Below are 20306 nucleotides of genomic sequence, written 5' to 3' on the forward strand. Positions count from 1 at the left end.
TTGTATTCGGCGCTGCGCTTATTTCCTCACATAACCCGTCCGCTGCTTGCCCTTCGGGTTGCCCCGGCTCCGTCGGGCACAGCTACGCGATGCTCCGCCAGCAGGCAAAAAACATGGTGGGTGAGAGGGTTAGCCGGTACTTCAGGAACCCGCCCCGCCGAGCGAAACGGAGCAATCACTTGATGACCACAGAAACCCAGACCCACACGGCCACAGCCGACACCGCTGAACCGGTCTCCGCTCCGGCCCTTCCTGCCGATGACCGGGCGGGAGACGGCTACGACTGGATGGACACCCTCGAAGGCACCGCCTGGTCTGTGCTGCCGAACTGGGGCAGCCAAGGCTGGGACGCCGGATCCTGGCCCTACATCATCCTCGCCGTCGCCCGCACCCGTGACGGGAACGGGGAACTGTTCGGCTACGGAACCTACGTCGAAGGGGACACCACCACGCACTGGTTCCGCTCCCAGGGTGCCTGCTATGAAGCGATCACCGCCGAGGTGTTCTTCCACTGGGCCTCCGGCCAGTCCGACGGCCCGGACAACCTCCCCGCCTCGGCCGCCGGCCTCCCGGAGCAGGACCGCAAGCCCTACCCCGGCTGGACGGACTAAAAACCCCCGAGGTGTCCCGGCCATCCACCGGCCGGGACACCCGAGCGGCACCGCCGATATCCGTTGACAACATCATTGAGATTCCTTCGGATTCTAGGCGTCCGCTCCACCCCGTCTAGCCCCTCGTTCCTCGGGGCCTGCGGCGCGTGAATTTCCCTGCAGCGCTCCTGCGTCGCTTATTTCCTCCGGGAATTTCCCGCCCCTTGCCCTGCGGGTAGACAGGGCTCCGTCGGCCGCCGAGCAAGCGAGCTTGCCAGCAACCAAAAAACAACGGGGGAGAGGGAAAGCTGGCCGGTCACCTGAGCCGCCCCACTCACCCAACTTCTCGGCAAGAAGGAGCAACACCGAAATGAACGCAACACCCACGCTTGAAATGCTCGACCCGGCAACCCTGACCGTTGACATCAACGTCCGCAAGGACGCCGCCCTGACCGCTGACTTCATCACCAGCATCAAGGAACACGGCGTCATGGAACCCGTGATCGCCCACCGCAAGGACGATGGCACCGTGCACGTCCTGATGGGACAGCGCCGCACGTTGGGAGCGATTGAAGCCAAGCGCCCCCGGATTCCGGTGATGATCATCGACAGCCCCGAGGAAGCCGAACGCATCGTCACTCAGGTGGTGGAGAACATCCAGCGCGCCGAGCTGACCGAAGCGGACGAAGCCGACGCCTACCACCAGCTGTCGCTGATCGGCGTTTCGGCGGCCGCGATCGCCAAGAAGACCGGACGGACCAAGACCACCGTCGAAAGCGCGTTGAAGGCCAAGGCGTCCGACGCCGGTGCCGCCGCCCTGGGCAAGGGTTACACCATCGAGGAGGCTTTGATCATGGCCGAGTTCGAAGGGGACGAGGAAGCCACCGCTGAGTTGGAGTCGGTCATCATGGACGAACCCGATCAGCTCCTTCACGTGGCCCAGCTGCTGCGCGACCGCCGGGAAAGCGCCGCCGCCCTCGCTGCGCTGATGGCGGAACTGGAAGCCCAAGGCAAGACCATCGTGGAGGACGCCGGACACTACGCCGACGACGAGAACCTGTACGTCTCAGCGGCTAAGCGGGCAGACGGAGAACCGGCCACCGACGAGGAGGCCAACGCCTACCTGATCAGCACCGACTACCGGGGCCAGCACAACGCAAAGCCCGTCATCACCGGCTGGCAGGAACTTGGCTTCACCCCCAAATACGAACGCTACGACGGCGGCAGTAACGCGCAGAAGGGACCCATGACCGACGAGCAGAAAGCCGAGCGGAAGACCCTGATCGAGAACAATAAAGCCATGGTCTCGGCTACGACCGTACGCCGCGAGTTTGTGAAGTCGCTGCTGGCGAAGAAGCAGGCCCCGAAGGGATGGCAGTACTTCACCCTCCACGCCATCACCCATCACTCCGAAACCGCCAGCGGGTACGAAGGCAAAGTAGCCGCTGAGATGGTCGGCGCGAAGGTCGAAGAATCCAACGCTTGGGCGTGGAACCCCCTCCGGGAGCACGTGGCCAAGACCACGGCACGACCCGAGTTCTCCCTGCTCGCGCTGGTGTGCGCAGGGTACGAAAAGACCATCGCCAAGGACTCGTGGCGATCCCCGTCCCAGACCCACCGGGACTACCTGAACCAGCTCGTCACATGGGGCTACACCACCAGTGAGGTAGAGCAGATCATCCTCGACAGCGCCAAGCCAGCCGAGGACGAGGCGGCAGAGTAAGACCCCTCGCCGGGCGGAACCCCCACCGCCCGGCGAGGCCCCGCCCCACTCACCACGAGCAGGCAGGGAACCTCCCAAACAGCGGGCGGTCCGCCGCCCAGGGCGAACCACAGCAGCCACTCACCAGCGGCGGACCGCCATTCCCGCGACTACCAAGGCAGACAGCCAGGTGCCGCATGAACCAGACGCAGAATCCGATGAACAAGCGTGACCAGGCCAATCCACGTGACCAGGCCAATCCAACGATGACACCGCGACAGCATCACGACCCAACAGCTGCACGACAGTTCAGCTAAGCTGAACCACAGATTTCCTTTGCCGAGGAGCGGAGAAGGCCGGCCCACCAGCCGGCCTTCCTTCGTTTAACCGCCCAAATGGCCGGGAAACTGCACGTCATTCGGATCCAGCTCCGGCCTGGCACCTGGCGGATTCCGGAAATTGAGCTGGACCATGAACTCCAGGCACAAAGAAGCCCTTCCCGGGTAGGCCTGGGGAAGGGCTTCTTTTCTTGGCTATCAAGGCCGCCTGGAGACCCGGGGTGCTGTTTGTTCCAGTACCCCGGGCTTCACGATGATGAGCTGGACGGACTACACAGCGGCCGCAGCGAGTTCCTTATCCTCAGAGCCGGTGTCCCGGACGCTGCGCTTGCCACGAGAGGCCGGTGCGGGTGCGGCGTCAGCCTTGCGCTCCACGGCCTCGGCCGCGATGTAGAGGCCCTCGCGGTTCAGGTGGCGCGAGTAGGACGAGTCCAGGTACAGCGTTGGGAAAGCATCCTCGCTGTTCATCTCGGTGGCCTTGGCAAGCAGCGCCGGGTACAGGAAGGTCTTCACCGGACCTGAACCGCCGCCGTACACGTAGGCGACCTCGGTGGTGGCGCCGACGACGGCCAGCACGCGGCCGAACCGCTCGACGACCTCTTTGGAGAAGAACAGCATCTCCTCCTCCACGAACTGGGCGACCTTCTCATAGAACTTCCGCTTCAGCGGCGACGGGCCTGCCTGCAAGTACTCCGCGAGCTGCTTGCGGGAGGTGAAGCCGGAGACGAAGCCCCGGTCATCCATCGCCTTCAGCGCGTCCGTGAGCACCGAGCCGTAGCCCTTGTGGTAGGTGGTCGAGGCATCGGCGTTGAACTTGCCGGCGGTGAACACCGGGAAGTTCACGGTTCCCTCGCCGATGTCGATGCTGACCGTGTGCTGGGCGGCCAGCACGTCAGCGGAGGTGATGCCCTCCAGTGCCACCCCACGGCGGCGGACGTCGGCCAGCATGGCTTCCATCAGCGGCTCGCCCTTGGCAGTGATCGCATACTGGGCGCTGGCTCCTTCGGGGATGACCTGCACGTCCACGAACCGCAGCTTCACCGTGACCAAAGTGTCGAAGTTGTGGATGGTCGCCGTGTGCGTGCCGGTGGTGAACTCGGCGGCGTAGCTGGTGCGATGCGCCAGATACTCGTTGATCGGCAGCGCCAAGGCGACGCGCGCCTGCACGCTCAGCGTCTCAACCGCCGTCGGAAGTGCGCCGTTCTGACGGACGTAGTCGCGCAGGGCCTTGGCGGCGAAGGCACCCATGACCAGGACCTTGCTCAGCTCCTGCTGGGCCTTGCTGCGCCGGCCGACGACGTCGAACTCATCGAAGGCACCTTGAGCGCTCAGTGCTCGAGTGCCGAACAGACGGCGGTACTGGTCGCCGATGAGCGGCGAGGCGAAGCTCACGTCCAGCTCATTGTAGAAGTCGCCGTCCATCTTGGACTTAGCCTCGCTGTCGGCATCCGGGACTGCGTTGGACCGGGTGATGAGCGCGACAGCGCTGGGCAGGTCGATCTCGTCGATGTTGGTGGCGCTGTCGGCACCTTCGCCGCGGATGATGCCCTTGACATAGCCGTTGCCGACGTCGATGCCGCCGGTGAGATTGATCGAGATGGTCATGGTGATCCCTTCGTTGAGAGCGTGTGGGGTGGTGCTCGCCTGTGCTGCCGGTAGTGCTACGGGGTGCGGGAGCTAGCGCGTCATGGAGAAGATGTCGTTGACGTCAAGCTGCTCTCCAGTTGACTGCTCTGGTTCATGCAGAGCCGGAGCGGGAACTGCCGGCTGCGACTGATGTACCGGTGCCGGAACCACAGCCCCGGGCCTCGGTGCAGAGTCCGAGATGGGAATCTGTGCCTGAGCCTCGGGAACATCCTCTTCGACCGCGCGCGCCTCTTCGGGGGACCCAGCAGGGTGTCCGCGCTTCGGGAGCCGGCTCACCGGGCGGTTCACGATATCGATGTAGCCCTGGCGCTCAATGCTCTCGCGGATCAGCATCCGCACCGACAGCGACGGATTCTCCTGCAACTCCATCCACGCCAGCACGGCCTCATCGGCAGCGGGGACGCTCACGCGGAAACGATGCGGTTGCGGCTTCGCTGGTGTGTCTGCCTTGCTCGTACGAGCGGCCATGCGCACACCCCTTTCTCTTAACTTGATCGACGAGAACCCAAAAACCGCCCACATCCGACACGCAAACGGTCAGACGTGGGCAAAGCATGGTCACGCATGGGTCGAAACGTCGTTGATGGGAACGACTCCACCCAACGCGACCCACGGTTTGTCACTTGGTGGTCAGAAACAACCCAACGTTAGGCCATGGCGAGCCCAGCACAATAATCCGGCTCCACCCTTACCTCATCGAGGTGTCTACGCCTTTATGCGGGCGGGAATCGACTACGCCAGGAAGGGCCGGCATCGCCGGCCCTTCCGCTCCTTTAACCTCCCAGATGATCCGGGAGCTCCACTTCATCCGGATGCAACTCCGGACGTACACGGAGTAGCCGCACCGAATGCCGGAACGCACGCCCGGACCAGGCAACGTCGGCCGAGACCTCCACGACCAACGGCTCCACCAAAGTCAGCCGTACCGTGCCGCCTTCCTTGTTAAACCTGTCCAGCACCCTAGCGCTAATTTCCGCCAGCCAGGGATGCTTCCCCTGCGGCGGATGCAGATACCGGGCCAGATCACGACCTGCCCTGGCGGACAGGGGAGAGGACCGGCCAACAATCCGCAACCCCCCGGCCATCGGCAGACCCACGACCACCGCCCGTGGCTGAGCCATCGGGCCGATCACCGCAGCACACACCACGTCCGTGGCGTTTCTGCTCTTGACCTTCAGCCAGATCCTCCCGGGTTCATAGGCCTGAGAATCACCCTTGATCAAAATCCCTTCCACCCCTGTGGCCGGCATTTCCTCAAACCACGTCTCCGCAACCGCCCGGTCCCTGGTCACCGGAGACACGTTCAACGGCGGAACCCACGCACGCGCCAGCTCCTCGAGCAACGCCCGCCGGTCCCGGAACGGCAGCCCGCGGGCATCTTGCGGCCAGGACATCGAACGCCACGAACGAGGCAGGACGCTCCCGCACCACCGCGGGCAACGCCGCCCTGGCAGTCACCAAGCGCCGCTGCAGCGCATCGAAATCCAGCCGGTCCCCGGACCACACGACAAGCTCACCATCGACAACACAACCAGTCGGAATTTGCTCCGTCACGGCCGCCAAAGCGTCCGGGAAGTACCTGCTCAGGTCCTTCCCCTGCCGTGACCATAACGACACCCCATCAACGTCGACCAGACAAACCGCCCTAAAGCCGTCCCACTTCATCTCGTAAACATTTCCACCGGGCAGCGCACCAGCACGCGGGATCGACTCCACCGCCTTCGCCAAGGCAAGCTCCACCGGAGGCCGCAGAGCCGCCGGCACCCGGACACCCTCCACAGCGGACCAGTCCCGGCCTAGTCGGCCTGGGCGTCGCCGTCCACCGCGTCAGTCGGCGCGTCAGTGGCGGGCGTTGGTCGGGGACGAATATCCATGCGCCTCTTCAGGACGGACACCTTCGGCGTCGGCAACCCCGCCGCCCTTAGTTCCTTAGCTGTCCATCGCCCCTGCGTCGCCCTCTTGAAAGCCCCAATGTAGCGCCTGCGTGCGGCATACAGCGCCATCTCGGCCTCACCCATAGCCTTAAGGGCACCCAACACCTCAGTGACAAGCCCGAGCTGCGCCTCAGAGCGGCGCTGCTCACCCCGTCGCAGTACCTCCAGCGGGTCGGTGGTATCCATGGCTCATCGTAACGACGACCGACCACGCCAAACCATAGCCACGAACAAGCCCAATCCAATCGTCAACGGCCGGCAAAGGAAGCCGCAAAAACCCCTATTCCTCCATCCCCTGGACCGGATCTCCGAGATCTCCGGCAGCGATGCGCTCCGCCGTCTTCCGGTAGGCCTCAGCAATGAAGTCTTCGACATCGTTGACCCCAATCCTCCAAACACCCCGACCCCCAACCTGAATCCCGCGGAGGTCACCTGACCTCAGCAAAGCCCTGATCTGGACCTCACTCACATTCAGCTCCTGGGCTACCTGCTCAATAGTCAGGAAACGACGGTTCGGTGCAGGAGTCTCGGTCATGGACCTCATCGTATTTGCCCAAAGCCCCGACCCATCAACCACCACGGGGCTGCCCCATGGACCAAGACTTCTACGCCGGACGCACCAACATCCAGGGCAAGTTTTTTCAGCCGGGACGACACACATCCAGCGTGCGGCCCAGCCGAGGCGGGCACAGGAACCATCAGCACGAGGCGGCTTCTAAGGCGCCGGGGGGCTTCTCCCGTGGTTACGGGCGGTGACAGCCACAAGCTGCAGGGCGGGCGCTCAATCACCACCAGATTTCCGTAGGCCCGCGTGATCCAAGCAGCGTCCCGAACGGCACTTGTAGCCACCCAAAACTCAACAAAATGTAGTCAAAAAACCCCTATATTTCGCGGGAAAACCCTTGTTTATTCAGTTTAATACGGGATAGAATAGAAGCAGCAAGGCGGACAGACGAACCTAACTAATGAGATACGAAACCAGGTGCTGACAATGACCGTAACCATCTACATCAAGCCCTCCGGATGCTTTGGCTGCAACAAGACCAAGCAGAAATTCGTTGAGGCCGGCCTTTCCGTCCACGAGGTGGACGTCACCACCAACCAGGCCGCATTCGAGTACATCACCGAAGAACTCGGCTACTCCCAGGTCCCCGTCGTCGTGTACGAGCGGGAAGGCAGCGAAAACCACTGGTCCGGGCTTAACCCGGGCAAGATTGACCAGGTCATCGCCATCGAAACCCAGAACCGCTAGATCCCAGCAGTAACCGCCAGAACGAAACCAAGAGAAAAGGAACGAAACCATGTCAGGCGAAACCACCATCACAGTAATCGGCAACCTCACCAACGACCCCGAGCTGCGCTTCACACCCTCCGGATCCGCGGTGGCCAACTTCACTGTGGCCTCAACACCCCGGACCTTCGACCGGCAGGCCAACGAATGGAAGGACGGCGAAACGCTCTTCCTCCGGGCCAGCGTGTGGCGGGAAGCAGCGGAGAACGTGGCCGAATCCCTCACTAAGGGCACACGGGTCATCGTTTCCGGCCGGCTCAAGAGCCGTTCCTACGAGACCAAGGAAGGCGAGAAGCGCACCGTGATCGAACTCGAAGTGGACGAAATCGGGCCCTCCCTCCGCTACGCGAACGCTAAGGTCAACCGCACCCAGCGCAACAACCAGGGCGGACAGGGAGCCGGCGGCTTCGGCAACCAGGGCCCGGGCAGCCAGCCCGGCCAGTCCGCCCCCCAGGACGACCCCTGGGCTACTCCGCAGACCAGCAGCGCCGGTGGCTGGGGCAACGGACCAGACTCCGAACCGCCCTTCTAAACCCTGCTTTGGACGGGGCCGGCAGATACGCTGGCCCCGACCAAGCTTTCTACCCACCTCCACACGACAGGATCCACGCCATGGCCCAGGAACTGCGCAGACCGCCCGGTGAGTAAGAAGAAGTCCGTCTCTCCGTACTTCACGGAAACCGACGCGGATCAGATCCGCGCCGCTGTCAAAGCTGTCGGGCACCTCGAGGGGTATGCGTCGATCACCGACCTTGTCGAGGGCGCCACTTTGAGGGAACTGAAGCGGCTGCAGCGCAAGTACAACGGCGGCAAGAAATGGCCCGGCGTCCCAGCAGGAGAGCTCAGACCAGGACGCAGGACCCGCGAAGAAATGCAGCACCGGAAAGAGGACGGCTAAGCCATGGCACAGCGCCCGAAGGACGATGAAGCAAGGCCGGCTACTTTTGCTGAGGAAAACCCGGGCAGGGCCGGCTCACGCCGGCCCTGCCCGGAGGGAAACGGGAGGGTCACATTTTGATGGCGATCACGGGCGCCGAAGGCAAGCGTTGAGATCGATCACCGCGAAATTCGGATTACTCCGTACTGAACAGCATTGTCTCGCGTAACGGCTGGACTCTTGCCGGTGACAGGATGCGGAGCCCCTTGCCAGGAACGGACGTCACCTCACCCTCCACCACGAGGGTTTCCTTCGTGCTGAACCATTCATGAGACTTGCGGAGGTTGTCGTCGGATAGAAGCAGAGCTATTTCACAGCTCCGCCCCTTTCGGACTGTCTGGATCTTCACTTCACCGAACGTCAGGGATTCTTCGTCGCGAAGTTGGACAATGGGTCCGGTAAAGGATTCAGTCTGCTTCTTCGGGGCCGGGCGCATTTTTTTGGCCGTCAGCTGCAGGAGTTCAGAGGCCCCGGCCGCTATTGAGACAGACTTAGGGAGAGTCGAATTGGACTCCAGTGCGGCCGCCCATACAAATTCGGCTGAGAAGACGGAGACGGCTTCAGAGGAAACAATGTCATGCAGGGCTGTAACCATTTCACGGCTGACACCGGCGGTTATCAAGTCGTCCAGTGTTCCGGCTGAAGGCTCTTTCGCTGGATCTACCACCAGGCGTTGTACTGCAGTGAGGGCCTGCGCCATGGTCCGGGTGGCCCGTCGCTCTTCAGGCTCATGATCGTAGGAAAAAAGCTGATGTCCCGCTGAGTCCTTGCCCCTGATGGAACCGATGTCTAGGGGCACAAGCATTGGGAGGATATAGGACCCCTTCTTGGTGTGACCAAAGCGTGCCTGCTCCACGATCCTCTCTGCTGGCTTGGAATAGTTACCCCCAATTTGCGCTCTGGTCCCCCGCGACGTGGTGGCACTAGCCCTGAGGATCGTCCTTGCTGTCGAAATTAGAGAGAACCCGGCTTCAACCGGGATCGATCCTTCAATGAGGATGTCGTCTGCTGCCCGAAAATCTGTCACGTCGACGTACGCATTCCGAATGGCTGTCGACACGGTGGGTGCAGTTTCATGTAGCGGGGCTGCTATGCGAGCGATTACTCCGTCCCATTGCAGGTCATTTGGTGACAGTTCCCAGGGGACGGCAACCACGGCCCCATCTTCATGCTTCCAGAGTTTGCCTGCAGAGCCTTGGGTCATCTGCCGCCACTCATGTTTGGTTAGGAACCATTCAAGGCTCTCCGAAGCCATCATGCGGCACCTTCCTCAGAGAAGCATGACAAAAGGTCCGCGTTCCACGCCGCCAGTGTCTCGGCCGTAAGTCTGTTGGTTCGTTGGATCGTGATCGAGGCACCCATTGATGTCGTGTCGATTCTTGCCCAATAGGCCGTTGAACGGTGCGTTGTGATGCCCGCGCCGGCGTAGTCTATCCAGTCACCAGGCACGTCATTAGGCACCTGGACCACCACGAAGTAAGCAGGCCCAAAGTTTCTAGACCACTTGGTTTTCCACTCTTCTGTGACCGGCCAAGACAGAACACCGGCGGATCCGAAGATCTTCTTCGTGCACTTCACCTGAATGCGCACCGGAAGCGCCGGAAACTGGACTGTGCCATCGATCGCAAGCACATCTTCGTCAGCGGAGGTTTCGTCGAACCCAACGCCAAACTGCGCGCAAACGTTCTGGAAGTACGCGATCCCGTAGCGCCCCTTGCGGGCATTTGGGGATAACGTCGACCCGGTTGGTATTGCGCTACTCACGGCACTCCCCAAAGCAATGAACAAGTTTGCTCATGCTACAGGGGAGAGGACAGCTAGTCGTACAAAGAACTGATGGCCCCGATCACGCGGCATTTCGCCTATTTCGACCGCGACCCTGGGGCTTACTGCCGCGGTAGGCAGCGACGCTCTGTCCCCGGCGTCGATATGTCTCGCAATGGGGAGGACAAAGTAAAACGAAGCGGTGGTTGAACAGTTCCGTGAAGCGACCCCGGGAATACGATGAGGAAAGGCGCATACGCATCCTCGGGACAGATCATGCCAGCACGCACCAATATCGAAGACAGCAACAAGGGCGAGCCCGCCCCCGCTGCCGGCGGTCCCCGCCTTGGCCATCGCATCAGGGAAATCCGCCAAGAACTCCACCACCGCCACACCGGCTCGGCCCGCTACCAAGTCATCCCCGCACACGCCACCTCGCACCTACCGACCGGGCGGGCACCTCTGCCCGTGACCTCCGATGAGTATCAGCTGCGCCTCTACACGAAGTCCCGCAGCACGGACCCTCGGGGGCGTCTCGCCGCCGTCCGCGAAGCCATTGCCACCTCACCGTACACATGGGAAGAGCTGGCCGCCGACGGCGTCCGCGAATGGGTGGAGAAGTCCATCGGGGATGACACCCTGCTGGCGGCCGCGATCGATTCCCTGGGAGACCTGGAAAGCGAGGAAAGCCCCTATCTGGGCAAGTTCACCGCCGAGCGGATCTACGAGATCCTCACGGACGCGGAAGCAGCTTACTGGCGCCGGGCCTACTCAGGCCCGCGGCGCCGGCAAATGAAGCCCCCCATGCCAGCAGCATGAGGGGCCCAAATCGACCGGGCTTAGTCGTCGGTGTGACGCTCCATGCGGACGGCTACGCGTCACGCATCCTGGCTTGGTACTCACTGATCCATTTCGGACCCGCTCAGGTTCCCTCTGTTCTCCGGGAACTGGCGCGGACCCTAGCGCCCGGCGGACGCCTCCTTCTTGGTCTCTTTGAAGGGGACGAGGTCGAGAGAATAGGAGACTTTCCTATAGCTCTGCGCGGATGAAACGGGACGCGCCCCTCAGCGTGCGGCGGCCGGCCCCGAACCGTCTTTTGGCGAGGCCTTAGCGAGACAACTGGTAGGCCGAGCGTTGGGGAGCGCCCCGCGCGTCTGTATGCGATTTTCGCCGCCGGGGGAGCGGCCGGAAGGTGTCGCGGTGGGGGACCGGCTACCGGGCACCCCTCTGATTTCCACCAAAGGCGATCCCATGCGAGCGATGGCGACAAGGCCTGCCGGCAACGGGCAGCTTCAATGTGTCCGTCCTGCGAGGGGCCGTTGACGCATCATCTTGTCTGCCACCAAGATGACCGAATGGGATTCAAGTCGATGGCTGCCGACGCCATGCTCGGAAGATTGGTCACTCTAGGACTCTCGCCCCAACTGGCGAATCTCATCGCAAATGTCTGCACCTTCCCGAAAGGAAAGCGCTACCCTGACGGCGAGCTGTGCCTGCTGGACCGGCCGGCTGCGAGTGACGTCGTGAATGACCTAGAGCGCCAGCTCAAAGAAGCCTCGGCGCGGCCAGGGGATCCGGCTGAAAGCGGCATCCGGTTGATCCTCTGGGCACTTTGGAAGCTGTTCGGCCCAGAAGCGGGTGACGCGATCGGATCGGCCTATATGGAGCAAATAGCCGATCTCAAAATGAGGTCCGACGACCGAATGATGGTTCAGCGCGCCCTAAAGTACGTCGACGGCGGTCCGTCCAATGAGGAGAACTCCTTCGTCGTTGCCGCCTCGATCTTCGCCGGATCGGGGGACGCTCAGCAGGTATGGGATGGCGTTCTGCTGGCCACGCCGGACAGACTGGTGCACCTCGAATGGCCGTACGTAAATCCTCTGGCGATGGGCTCACCGACCCCGCCTCTGACCGTATTGCTCGCTGACGTCGAAACCTGCAGATTTCTGCTCCCCGAAGATATCCCGGCCGGTGTCAGCTCGAGCAGAGTGTCCTTCGCGGCATCACCCGCTGGGCAGGCTCCCTACATGTACCTCGAAGTCGGAGACGGCCGCGTTCAATTCCTGCTGCCTGGTGCGGTCGCCGACGACCTACTCAGTCGCTACTTTAGAACGAAAATCTCGACGTTGATCGACCGTGTATCGACGGCAGTGAGCTAGCGAAAACCATCACCGCCAAACGGAGCTGTGAAAGAACCGCCATTCTCAGTTAACAGTCACACATTGCGAAGGCGGGGCTTCGAACCGTTGACGAGTTTGGTCGTCCCGTCTTGATAAAGGATCCTCTATTGCGAAGCTTTGAAGGATCACGTCCGACGCCAGGACGCATATAAGATTCAGCACATGAACCGTCGCCTGGCTTCCGTCTCTTTGCTTCCCCTGGTCGCTGTCCTGTTGGCAGCATGCAGCTCTACGGGGGGCCAGCTCGGTAATCCTGAGGTCACTGACATGGATCCAGTAGACGCAAGGGACATGGCACAAGAGTTTTGCCAGGACGTCGACGCGTTGGGTCAGAAGAAGGCAGTAACAGAGCTGGCTACAAAGCTTGCCGGCACTGACATTTCAACGGAAGACCAAGACGCCATTGTTACCTTCGCCTACGACAAGCTTTGCCCTGGTTCGTTCTGATTAGCTCTTCTTCTAAGGAACCGCCGGACGACGCCTTGTCAAGGCATCTTTGCCTCGAAGTCCCACTGCGCCCGCCAGGCAGCCGCCTGCGTGGCTTCGAAGATCCAGCATCGACCGTGTGTGGAGCGCCCCCGTAAGGGATCCTTCATTGGGACAGTTCGCGAGGTCTTTGGATGTCGCTACGCGCGGCACACCCCGAAACAGTTCCTGCCGTGGGTGAGGATTGAGCCATGGCAAAGCGCGTCCACGGCCTAACCGCCGTGATCTACAAGCAGACTGGGTCCGTGCCGGTGATCCAAAGTGCATCCTCATGAAGCAGATGAGGCTCCGGTTTGCCGGAGCGTGTCGGCTGTGCGGTGCCTCTCTTCCGGCCGGGACAGAAGCGATCTATGAGAGCGAGACGAAGACCATCCGCTGCTTGGAGTGTGCCACCGAGTCTACGGAAACCATGTCCCTCGACCCGGAGCCACCTTGTGTTGAGTCGTTGTCCGCTGATTCCGGAGTAGCCGGGTCGTCCGCCCGACGCGAATATGAGCGCCGCAAGGCGAAGGACGAGGAAAAGCTCCGCGAGAAGTGGGGTCGCTTCGGTGGCCTCGCAGTCGCCCTCTCTGACGAGCGGCCGCACACCAAGTCCTGGGATCGAGGCGCGATCGGTGAGGAACGCCTCGGCGCTCGGCTAAATGCCTTGGCCGCCGATGGCCTGGCTGTCCTTCACGACCGACGCATCCCCGGCTCGAAGGCCAACATCGACCACATCGCCATCGCTCCCGGTGGAATCTGGGTGATCGATGCCAAGCGGTACAAGGGACGGCCTGAACTGAAGATCGAGGGTGGCATCCTTCGCCCACGCGTCGAGAAGCTCCTCGTTGGCCGGCGTGATTGCACGAAACTGGTCGATGGGGTGCTCAAACAGGTCGACGTCGTGCGTGACCTTGTCGGGGATGTTCCGGTCACCGGGGCGCTGTGCTTCATCGAAGCAGACTGGCCCCTGATCGGGGGCTCGTTCTCGACTCGTGGCGTTCACGTCCTCTGGCCGAAACGGTTAGCCAAAGTGCTTATAGAGGCGACAGCCGGCGACGTTGATGTGGCGAGGATGCGTGAGACGGTATCCTCGCGGTTTAAGTCTGCGTGACGTCAGGTGTCGATTCGAAGCTGTTCGGAAGCAGGCTAAGGGATCGGTTACGGGCACTAGGGGTGACATTTAGCGCTGCGAAAATGCCGCCATTTATCGCTGCGGTCCACAGCGTGAAGGATGCTGGCAGCGACACGCCGACCGCCATGTGCACGAAGGCAAGGTAGCCGCCGAGATGATCGGCGCGAAGGTCGAAGAGTCCAATGCGTGGGCGTGGAACCCGCTCCGGGACCACGTCGCCAAGAGCACGGCACGGCCCGAGTTCGCCCTGATCGCACGCAGGGTATGAAAAGACGATCGCCAAGGACTCGTGGCGCTCACCGAGCAAACGCCACACCGACTACCTGACCCAGCTCGTCGCATGGGGATACACCGCAAGCGAGGTCGAGCAGATCATCCTCGACAGCGTCACCGAAACGGACGAGGAAACCGGCGACACAGACGCAGCATAGAACCCCTTGCCGGGCGGAACCCCCACCGGCAAGGCTCCGCAGCACTCACCACGAGGTGGCTAAGGAACCTTCCAGAAGTCGGGCGGTCCGCCGCCCAGGGCGAACCACAGAGGCTGCTCACCAGCGGCGGACCGCCATTCACCGCAACCACCCAGGATCCAGACCAGGTGCCGCGCTGCCAGGAACCCAATGGCGTTTACCGTGCCGGCCGCAGGGGTACTTTCTCTTCAGCTAAGCTGAACCCGTAGTTTTCCTTTGCCGAAAGGAGCGGAGAGGGGCCGGCCCACCAGCCGGCCTTTCTCTGTTTAACAGCACACAGCACTGTGGCCCTGACGAAACGTCGGGGCCACACACACACATCACGACAGTACAGTCTCTGCTAGGCGGCCTGTTCCACAACCGCTTCCGTAGCCCCGGCGTCCTTGCGGGAAACGAGGTCAAGCATCCGCTTCACCTCAGCACCGCTCAACCCCAACCGTGCGGCAATCGAGGCCTTTCCTTCACCGGAATCGATCATGGCTTGGACCTTCGCCGCCGCGCCGCGAACGGCGCTCTCGGCATCCGCTTCCGCCTTGGCCAGGAGCGCATCAGCCTTCTGCTTTGCGTCGGCACGGATGAACTCCGCCTGCTCCTGCTGCTCGAAGAACTCCGCTGCCAGATCGATCAGTTTCTCGTGGCGTTCGGTCAACTCCTGGGCCTTAGCCCGCGCCTTCTCCCGCGCGGCCAACTGCTGCGCGGACTTCCTTGGTGCTGCCATCGTTTGGGTCCCTCCCCTTGGGTGCGGCCGTGGACCGGACCTAACGGCTAGCGCCGGGTCAGGTCCACGGCCGGCGGCGTGCGCCGCATCGGTCCTCGCTTGCGCTCGGGCTGGCCGTGCCCGGGTTGCCCCCACGTGGACGGCTCCGAGAGAAATGGAGTCTCTCCGCTGCCCACCCGGGGATAACACGGGCAGCGGTTCTACACAATCGAACGACCCGTGGATAACGAAAAGCGTGTTACCCACCGCCCATTCTCATGTGCAGAACCGCATCAAAGACTTGATGGCCCGATCCTACCGGTTTTCGTTCTGTTCCCTCGGCTACCTCCTCCGTCGTGTCCACCGATTCCACGGAACGAAAACCGCCAAAATCTGTCACACCTCATGCATCATCGACGAGTGAGGCGGTTGGGCGGGTATGCTGGCTCCGTGATGACCGTGCACAAGCTCAGTGCCGGCGACGGATACACGTACTACACACGTGAAGTCGCCAGTGCTGACGAGCTGCGCGCAGGGGATCGCAGCCTCGGGGATTACTACACAGTGGACGGCAACCCTCCCGGCCAATGGGGCGGCAGAGGATCAGCCCACCTGGACGTTTCGGGCGAGGTCACCGAAGCACAAATGGCGGCATTGTTCGGTGAGGGACTGCACCCGAACGCCGAAGCGCTTCTTGCCTCTGACCCGTCCACCGACGTCCGTCTGGGCGCCCGGTACCCGCGCTACGGGCAGAAGGACAACGAACTGAAGGCCCGTATTGACCGTTCGATGGGCGACTACCGGCGCATGAACCACACCGACCCGGACGCGGACACCCGACGCCTGATCCGCATGAAGGAAGGTGCCCAGTACTTCCGTGAGCTCAACGGCCGCAACGCTTCCGACAAGGAAGAACTGGGACGTTTCGTTACCGCCCAGACCAAGCCAGGGTCCCAGGCAGTCGCCGGTTACGACCTCGTTTTCGCTCCTGCGAAATCGGCATCAGTTCTGTGGGCAATCGGCGGAGACGACGCCCGCAAGGAAATCGAGGCGGCCCACAACGAGGCCATCGAAGAGACCATGCGCTACCTCGAAAAAGAAGCCACGTTCACGCGCAGAGGCCGCAACGGGGTGCGCCAGGAGGACGTGGACGGCGGCCTGATCTACACCAAGTTCCGGCACTACGATTCCCGCAACGGTGACCCTCAGCTGCACGATCACATCGTGGTTTCCAACAAGGTCCTCGGGGCAGATGGCAAGTGGTCCAGCCTCGATGGGCGTCTGCTGTACCAGTTCAACGTTGCCGCGTCGGAGCTGTACAACCGGGTGGTCATGGAGAAGATCTGCACCCGTCTGGGTGTCGGCCTGGTTGAGCGCAAAGTCAACGGGGACCGTCCCGTGATCGAGATCGCCGGCGTCGATGTCGCGGCCATCGAAGCGGCATCTTCACGACGTGCAGGCATCAAGCCGGTACTCGACGGACTGTCCCAGGAGTTCACCGAGAAGCACGGCTACGCCCCCAATAGGAAGCAGCTCATCGCCCTTGCCCAACAGGCGACACTGGACACCCGGCCCTCCAAGAAGGAGGCCCGCCAACTCTCGGTCCTGGTCGATGAATGGATGGACGAACTGGGCCGAATCCCCGGGGTTGTCGTCGGACCTGCCGCTGTCGAGAAGGCCCGGGCACATCGCCATGACGCACGCGAGCAGGCCGAGATGGACCGGCCGTTGTGGATGGTCGCGCACGCTGACGAGATCGATCCGATCGTGGAAGCCCAAGGCGTCATCGAGCGCCTGGAACAGAGCCGGGGCGTCTGGGGAGAACATCACATCAGGGCCGAAGCGACGCGGCGGCTGGGATCCCGGCTCGGCGAAATGCCCATCCCCCCGGCCCTCCTGGAGCAGGTCACGGCCCGCGCCACGGACCAGTTCTCGCTCCGCATCACACCCGAAACACCTACCCCTGAGATTGACGCTCTGCGCCTCTCCAACGGGGCCACCAAGTACGGCAAGCCGCACTCCACGCTGTACACCTCAGCCGGGATCCTGCACAGCGAAGACCGCCTGCTGACGGCCGCGCAGAACGTCGTGATCCCCGCCGCAACCGTTGACGCGTTCGATACGGCACTGGCCGGGCAGGAGAAGACCTTCGACGCGGGCCAACTGCGGATGGCCCGGGAGTTCGCGTGCAGCGACCGGCTGTTGTTGGTTGGTGTTGGTCCTGCGGGAGCGGGCAAAACAACCGCGCTGAAGCTCGCCGCCGACACCGTCCGTGCCGCCGGCGGACGGGTGTTCGGACTCGCACCCACAGCCGTCGCGGCCGCCGTGATGGGTACCGAGCTGGGGGCCACTGCCACCACCATTGACTCCTTCGTGCTCACCCACAGGACAGGGGCGAACGACGAGAAAACCACCCCCAAGCCGGGGGACGTCATCATCGTTGACGAGGCAGGCATGGTCGGCACGGAGCTGTTCGCCTCCGCGGTAACGATCGCAGAACAGCACGGCGCTGTGGTGCGCGCACTCGGTGATGACCAGCAGCTGTCAGCGGTGGGATCAGGTGGTGCGCTGCGCCTGTTGAAGAACACTGTCGGGGCCGTGCACCTGGAAGACCTGCACCGTTTCCGGAACGCTGACCACACCCCCAACGAGGCAGAAGCAGCAGCGACACTCGCGCTGCGCGAACCCCCGGTTAACGGTGCCGATGACCCGTGGACGTTCTACCGGGAGAACCGCCGCGTCGTCGGAGGGGACCCCGAGACGATGACTTCCCAGGTGTTCGAGGCGTGGCAGAAAGACACCAACGCCGGCAAGCACTCCATCATGATGGCCTTCGATAACGCCACCGTCACAGAACTGAACGCCCGCGCCCAGGCGTACCGGATCGCCTCAGGTGCGCTCGACGCCAAGACTGCGGCAGCGATGCTTCGGGACGGTCTGACCGCACGTGCCGGGGACATCATTGTTACCCGCGAGAACAACCGCCGCCTGTCCACCAACAGGGGCAAGGACTTCGTGAAGAACAACGATGTCTGGGACGTCGTGCAGGCCCACAAGGACGGGTCCCTGACCGTCCGCCACCACGGCCACCAGGGCAAGCTCACCCTGCCGGCCGAGTACGTGCGCGGGAAGACAATGCTCGGGTACGCGGCAACGATCCACCGCACCCAGGGCATCACCTGCGACACGACGCACGCTCTCATCAGCTCGGGCCTGTCCCGTGCGCTGGCCTACGTCGCCGCGTCCCGTGGCCGCTTCTCCAACAAGCTCTACGGCATCGTGGGCGACGGGGAAACCATGGAGGACGTTCTGACGGCCGTGGCCGCCAACCACGACGGCAACCTCACCGCCCACGAACAGATGGACGCCGCCCGCGCCCATGCCCGGTCACTGCCGCAAATGTCCGAACAGTACAGAGACATCGATGTGCAGGCCAACGAACTTCGGATGGCGAACATCGCCCGCCGCGAACTAGGCGAAGGCGTAGCCGGGACGTTCACCAAATCCAGCGCCTGGGGAGCGATCGCCACGCACCTGCGCGCGGCCGAGAACGAAGGATTCAACCTCGTCCACTTGCTGAAAGACAGCGTCAACGAAGGAGCCTTCGACGCGTCCGAGGACACCGCCGCTGTCCTGGCCTGGCGGCTCGAGGACCGCCTTGACCGGTGGCGTGCCCGCGCTGCGGACCCGCTCAGCCGGCCCTTGGAATCAATCAGCGACGACGCGCTGGAACGACTCGACCGTCGCGCCGTGGCCGAGCTGATGCGCGCGAAGGCCGAAGCTTCCCGCGCACCGGAAGCCGAAACTGCAGACCGCAGGGAGCTCGTTCGCGACTGGATGGCCGAACGGAAGGACACGCCTTGGCAGAGGCGCCTGCACGGCCACCTCAGCGACGATGACCTTGCAGCAAGGCTGAGCGCCGCCCAGCAGCAGGGCCGCACCGATACGACGATCAACGATTCCGCGGCCGCACGCAAGGCACGGTGGCTGACGTCTTCCCTGCACAAGGAACGAGCCCTCCGTGAACTGATGCGCCCCGAGGCCCGCGCCGATGAAGCGTACGAACGCGGCGCGCTGAGCAACTACCGCCGTGACGAGCACACGCCCAGGGTTGAGGCGGCCGCGCAGATCCACCGCAGGATCCGTGCTGAAATCGAACTGCGCCGCCAACTGCCCGCCCCGGTTGCCCGGGAAGCAGCCGATGACAGGCTGCCGGCCTGGATGGCACCGGCCGACGTCGTCACCCATGAGGACACCCCGGCACTGTGGAGGAAGGAACTTGCCGCGCGGCGCGAGATCATGGTCACCGAGGTTAACCGTCTGGGTGCCCAGCTCGCGGCCGAGCCGCCAGCATGGGCCGGTGCACTGGGATCTGTGCCGTCCGATCCTGCACGGCAGGAACAATGGCGTCAGCTCGCCGTGGAGATCTCCACCTACCGGGGCATGTACCGGATCCCGGCCAGCGAACCGGCACCGGTACCGGCCGACCACCAAACCAAGGGGCTGGGTGCGGAGCTCACTGCACGGGTCCCTGCCATGCACAAGTACAGCGCGCAGACCGCCAAGGAACCCCTCTCCGCTGCTGACGCATCGCTGATGGCCGAGGCCGCCCATGTTGAGGCCGTCGTCAAGGAGACCCCGACGCCGGCAGAAGACGTGGTTGACCACTTGCAACAGGCCCGCGGCGCTGAAGCGCAGCTTAGCCCCGCACAGGAACGCTCCGAACGACTGGCCGCACTGGCGCGTAAGGTCCGGGAGAACCGCGCCCAGCGCCAAGGCGGCGAGCCTGAGACCAGCACCCCGGAAGCAGTCAAGGAAGCCCTGGACCAGATCAAGGTCCGCCGCGAGCAGGAAACGGCCACGAAGAACAGCCCGGACTTCGCCGAGAAACTCGCCGCACAGCGCGCAGCCCAGCCAGGCGGCACCTCATCGGCCATCGAAAAGCTCCGCCAGGAACAAGCAGAAGCCAAAGCCGCCGAAGAGCGACGCCGCCGGGACCAGCCAGGTCCCGCCGACGGCCCGGAACAAGGCCCCCGCGGCCCGCGCCTGTAGGCTGGGCTGACCGGCCCAACGGCCAAGCAGGCGGCAAAGGGAGCAGATGGGGAGCCTTCGGGGACGGGCAGCACAGGAAAGACTGCAAACCCTCTACGCCCGTA

At 63.1% G+C, this 20306-nt stretch carries 18 protein-coding genes and 3 pseudogenes; 11 read left to right on the forward strand and 10 right to left on the reverse strand.

The features are described 5' to 3' along the window. Positions 1-182: 182 nt before the first annotated feature. Both ACETK3_RS18440 and ACETK3_RS18445 read left to right on the forward strand, forming a co-directional pair. Positions 183-611, forward strand: coding sequence for a hypothetical protein (locus tag ACETK3_RS18440; RefSeq protein WP_373993309.1), 429 nt, complete (start codon positions 183-185; stop codon positions 609-611). 349 nt (positions 612-960) lie between these two features. Next, positions 961-2313, forward strand: coding sequence for a ParB/RepB/Spo0J family partition protein (locus ACETK3_RS18445; protein WP_373993310.1), 1353 nt, complete (start codon positions 961-963; stop codon positions 2311-2313). Positions 2314-2900: 587 nt separating this feature from the next. Here the strand turns inward: ACETK3_RS18445 and ACETK3_RS18450 are convergent. The 7 genes and pseudogenes from ACETK3_RS18450 to ACETK3_RS18480 all read right to left on the reverse strand — a co-directional run bounded on the left by ACETK3_RS18450 (position 2901) and on the right by ACETK3_RS18480 (position 6746). Further along, the gene (locus ACETK3_RS18450; RefSeq protein WP_373993311.1) at positions 2901-4235 is read right to left on the reverse strand and encodes a hypothetical protein; all 1335 of its coding nucleotides are present in this window, start codon (positions 4233-4235) and stop codon (positions 2901-2903) included. Between the two features lie 72 nt (positions 4236-4307). Then, positions 4308-4685 (reverse strand): hypothetical protein, encoded by a 378-nt coding sequence (locus tag ACETK3_RS18455; RefSeq protein ID WP_373993312.1) that lies wholly within the window; start codon positions 4683-4685, stop codon positions 4308-4310. A gap of 365 nt (positions 4686-5050) precedes the next feature. After that, positions 5051-5500, reverse strand: coding sequence for a hypothetical protein (locus tag ACETK3_RS18460; protein ID WP_373993351.1), 450 nt, complete (start codon positions 5498-5500; stop codon positions 5051-5053). 3 nt (positions 5501-5503) lie between these two features. Next, positions 5504-5671, reverse strand: a pseudogene (locus tag ACETK3_RS18465) (ATP-dependent DNA ligase); the annotation flags it as partial. 49 nt (positions 5672-5720) lie between these two features. Next, positions 5721-6056 (reverse strand): annotated as a pseudogene (locus tag ACETK3_RS18470) (ATP-dependent DNA ligase); the annotation flags it as partial. Positions 6057-6073: 17 nt separating this feature from the next. After that, a complete protein-coding gene (locus tag ACETK3_RS18475; protein WP_373993313.1) occupies positions 6074-6397 on the reverse strand; it encodes a hypothetical protein in 324 nt (107 codons plus the stop codon). A gap of 94 nt (positions 6398-6491) precedes the next feature. Next, entirely contained in the window at positions 6492-6746 is a 255-nt protein-coding gene (locus ACETK3_RS18480; protein WP_373993314.1) for a helix-turn-helix domain-containing protein, read from the reverse strand. A gap of 456 nt (positions 6747-7202) precedes the next feature. On the opposite strand from ACETK3_RS18480, the gene ACETK3_RS18485 reads away from it, so the two are divergent. The 3 genes from ACETK3_RS18485 (at position 7203) to ACETK3_RS18495 (ending at position 8400) form a co-directional block, all read left to right on the forward strand. Next, the gene (locus tag ACETK3_RS18485) at positions 7203-7463 is read left to right on the forward strand and encodes a glutaredoxin family protein (protein ID WP_373993315.1); all 261 of its coding nucleotides are present in this window, start codon (positions 7203-7205) and stop codon (positions 7461-7463) included. A 49-nt stretch (positions 7464-7512) separates the two neighbouring features. Then, positions 7513-8034 carry a single-stranded DNA-binding protein gene (locus tag ACETK3_RS18490; protein WP_373993316.1) on the forward strand — a complete coding sequence of 174 codons (522 nt, stop codon included), beginning with the start codon at positions 7513-7515 and terminating at the stop codon, positions 8032-8034. A gap of 108 nt (positions 8035-8142) precedes the next feature. Further along, complete coding sequence (locus tag ACETK3_RS18495; protein WP_373993317.1) at positions 8143-8400, forward strand: hypothetical protein; 258 nt, start codon at positions 8143-8145, stop codon at positions 8398-8400. Positions 8401-8575: 175 nt separating this feature from the next. Here ACETK3_RS18495 and ACETK3_RS18500 read toward each other — a convergent pair whose 3' ends face one another. Together ACETK3_RS18500 and ACETK3_RS18505 are read right to left on the reverse strand one after the other, a co-directional pair. Then, entirely contained in the window at positions 8576-9697 is a 1122-nt protein-coding gene (locus tag ACETK3_RS18500; RefSeq protein WP_373993318.1) for a hypothetical protein, read from the reverse strand. Then, positions 9694-10203, reverse strand: a complete 510-nt coding sequence (locus ACETK3_RS18505) for a DUF4365 domain-containing protein (protein ID WP_373993319.1) — start codon at positions 10201-10203, stop codon at positions 9694-9696. The genes ACETK3_RS18500 and ACETK3_RS18505 overlap by 4 nt, the downstream gene beginning before the upstream one ends. A 276-nt stretch (positions 10204-10479) precedes the next feature. On the opposite strand from ACETK3_RS18505, the gene ACETK3_RS18510 reads away from it, so the two are divergent. The 5 genes and pseudogenes from ACETK3_RS18510 to ACETK3_RS18530 form a co-directional block, all read left to right on the forward strand. After that, positions 10480-11022, forward strand: coding sequence for a hypothetical protein (locus ACETK3_RS18510; RefSeq protein WP_373993320.1), 543 nt, complete (start codon positions 10480-10482; stop codon positions 11020-11022). 536 nt (positions 11023-11558) lie between these two features. Further along, a complete protein-coding gene (locus ACETK3_RS18515; protein WP_373993321.1) occupies positions 11559-12362 on the forward strand; it encodes a hypothetical protein in 804 nt (267 codons plus the stop codon). Between the two features lie 288 nt (positions 12363-12650). After that, the gene (locus tag ACETK3_RS18520) at positions 12651-12830 is read left to right on the forward strand and encodes a hypothetical protein (RefSeq protein ID WP_373993322.1); all 180 of its coding nucleotides are present in this window, start codon (positions 12651-12653) and stop codon (positions 12828-12830) included. A 310-nt stretch (positions 12831-13140) separates the two neighbouring features. Further along, positions 13141-13962, forward strand: a complete 822-nt coding sequence (locus tag ACETK3_RS18525) for a nuclease-related domain-containing protein (protein WP_373993323.1) — start codon at positions 13141-13143, stop codon at positions 13960-13962. A gap of 151 nt (positions 13963-14113) precedes the next feature. Next, positions 14114-14414, forward strand: a pseudogene (locus tag ACETK3_RS18530) (chromosome partitioning protein ParB); the annotation flags it as partial. A 379-nt stretch (positions 14415-14793) separates the two neighbouring features. Here the strand turns inward: ACETK3_RS18530 and ACETK3_RS18535 are convergent. After that, positions 14794-15171 (reverse strand): hypothetical protein, encoded by a 378-nt coding sequence (locus ACETK3_RS18535; protein WP_373993324.1) that lies wholly within the window; start codon positions 15169-15171, stop codon positions 14794-14796. A 432-nt stretch (positions 15172-15603) separates the two neighbouring features. Between ACETK3_RS18535 and mobF the strand changes: the two genes are divergently transcribed. Next, positions 15604-20202 (forward strand): MobF family relaxase, encoded by a 4599-nt coding sequence (gene mobF / locus ACETK3_RS18540; RefSeq protein WP_373993349.1) that lies wholly within the window; start codon positions 15604-15606, stop codon positions 20200-20202. Positions 20203-20306: the final 104 nt, after the last annotated feature.

Origin of the sequence: Arthrobacter sp. E44 (genome assembly GCF_041877125.1) — a bacterium.
GTDB lineage: Bacteria > Actinomycetota > Actinomycetes > Actinomycetales > Micrococcaceae > Arthrobacter.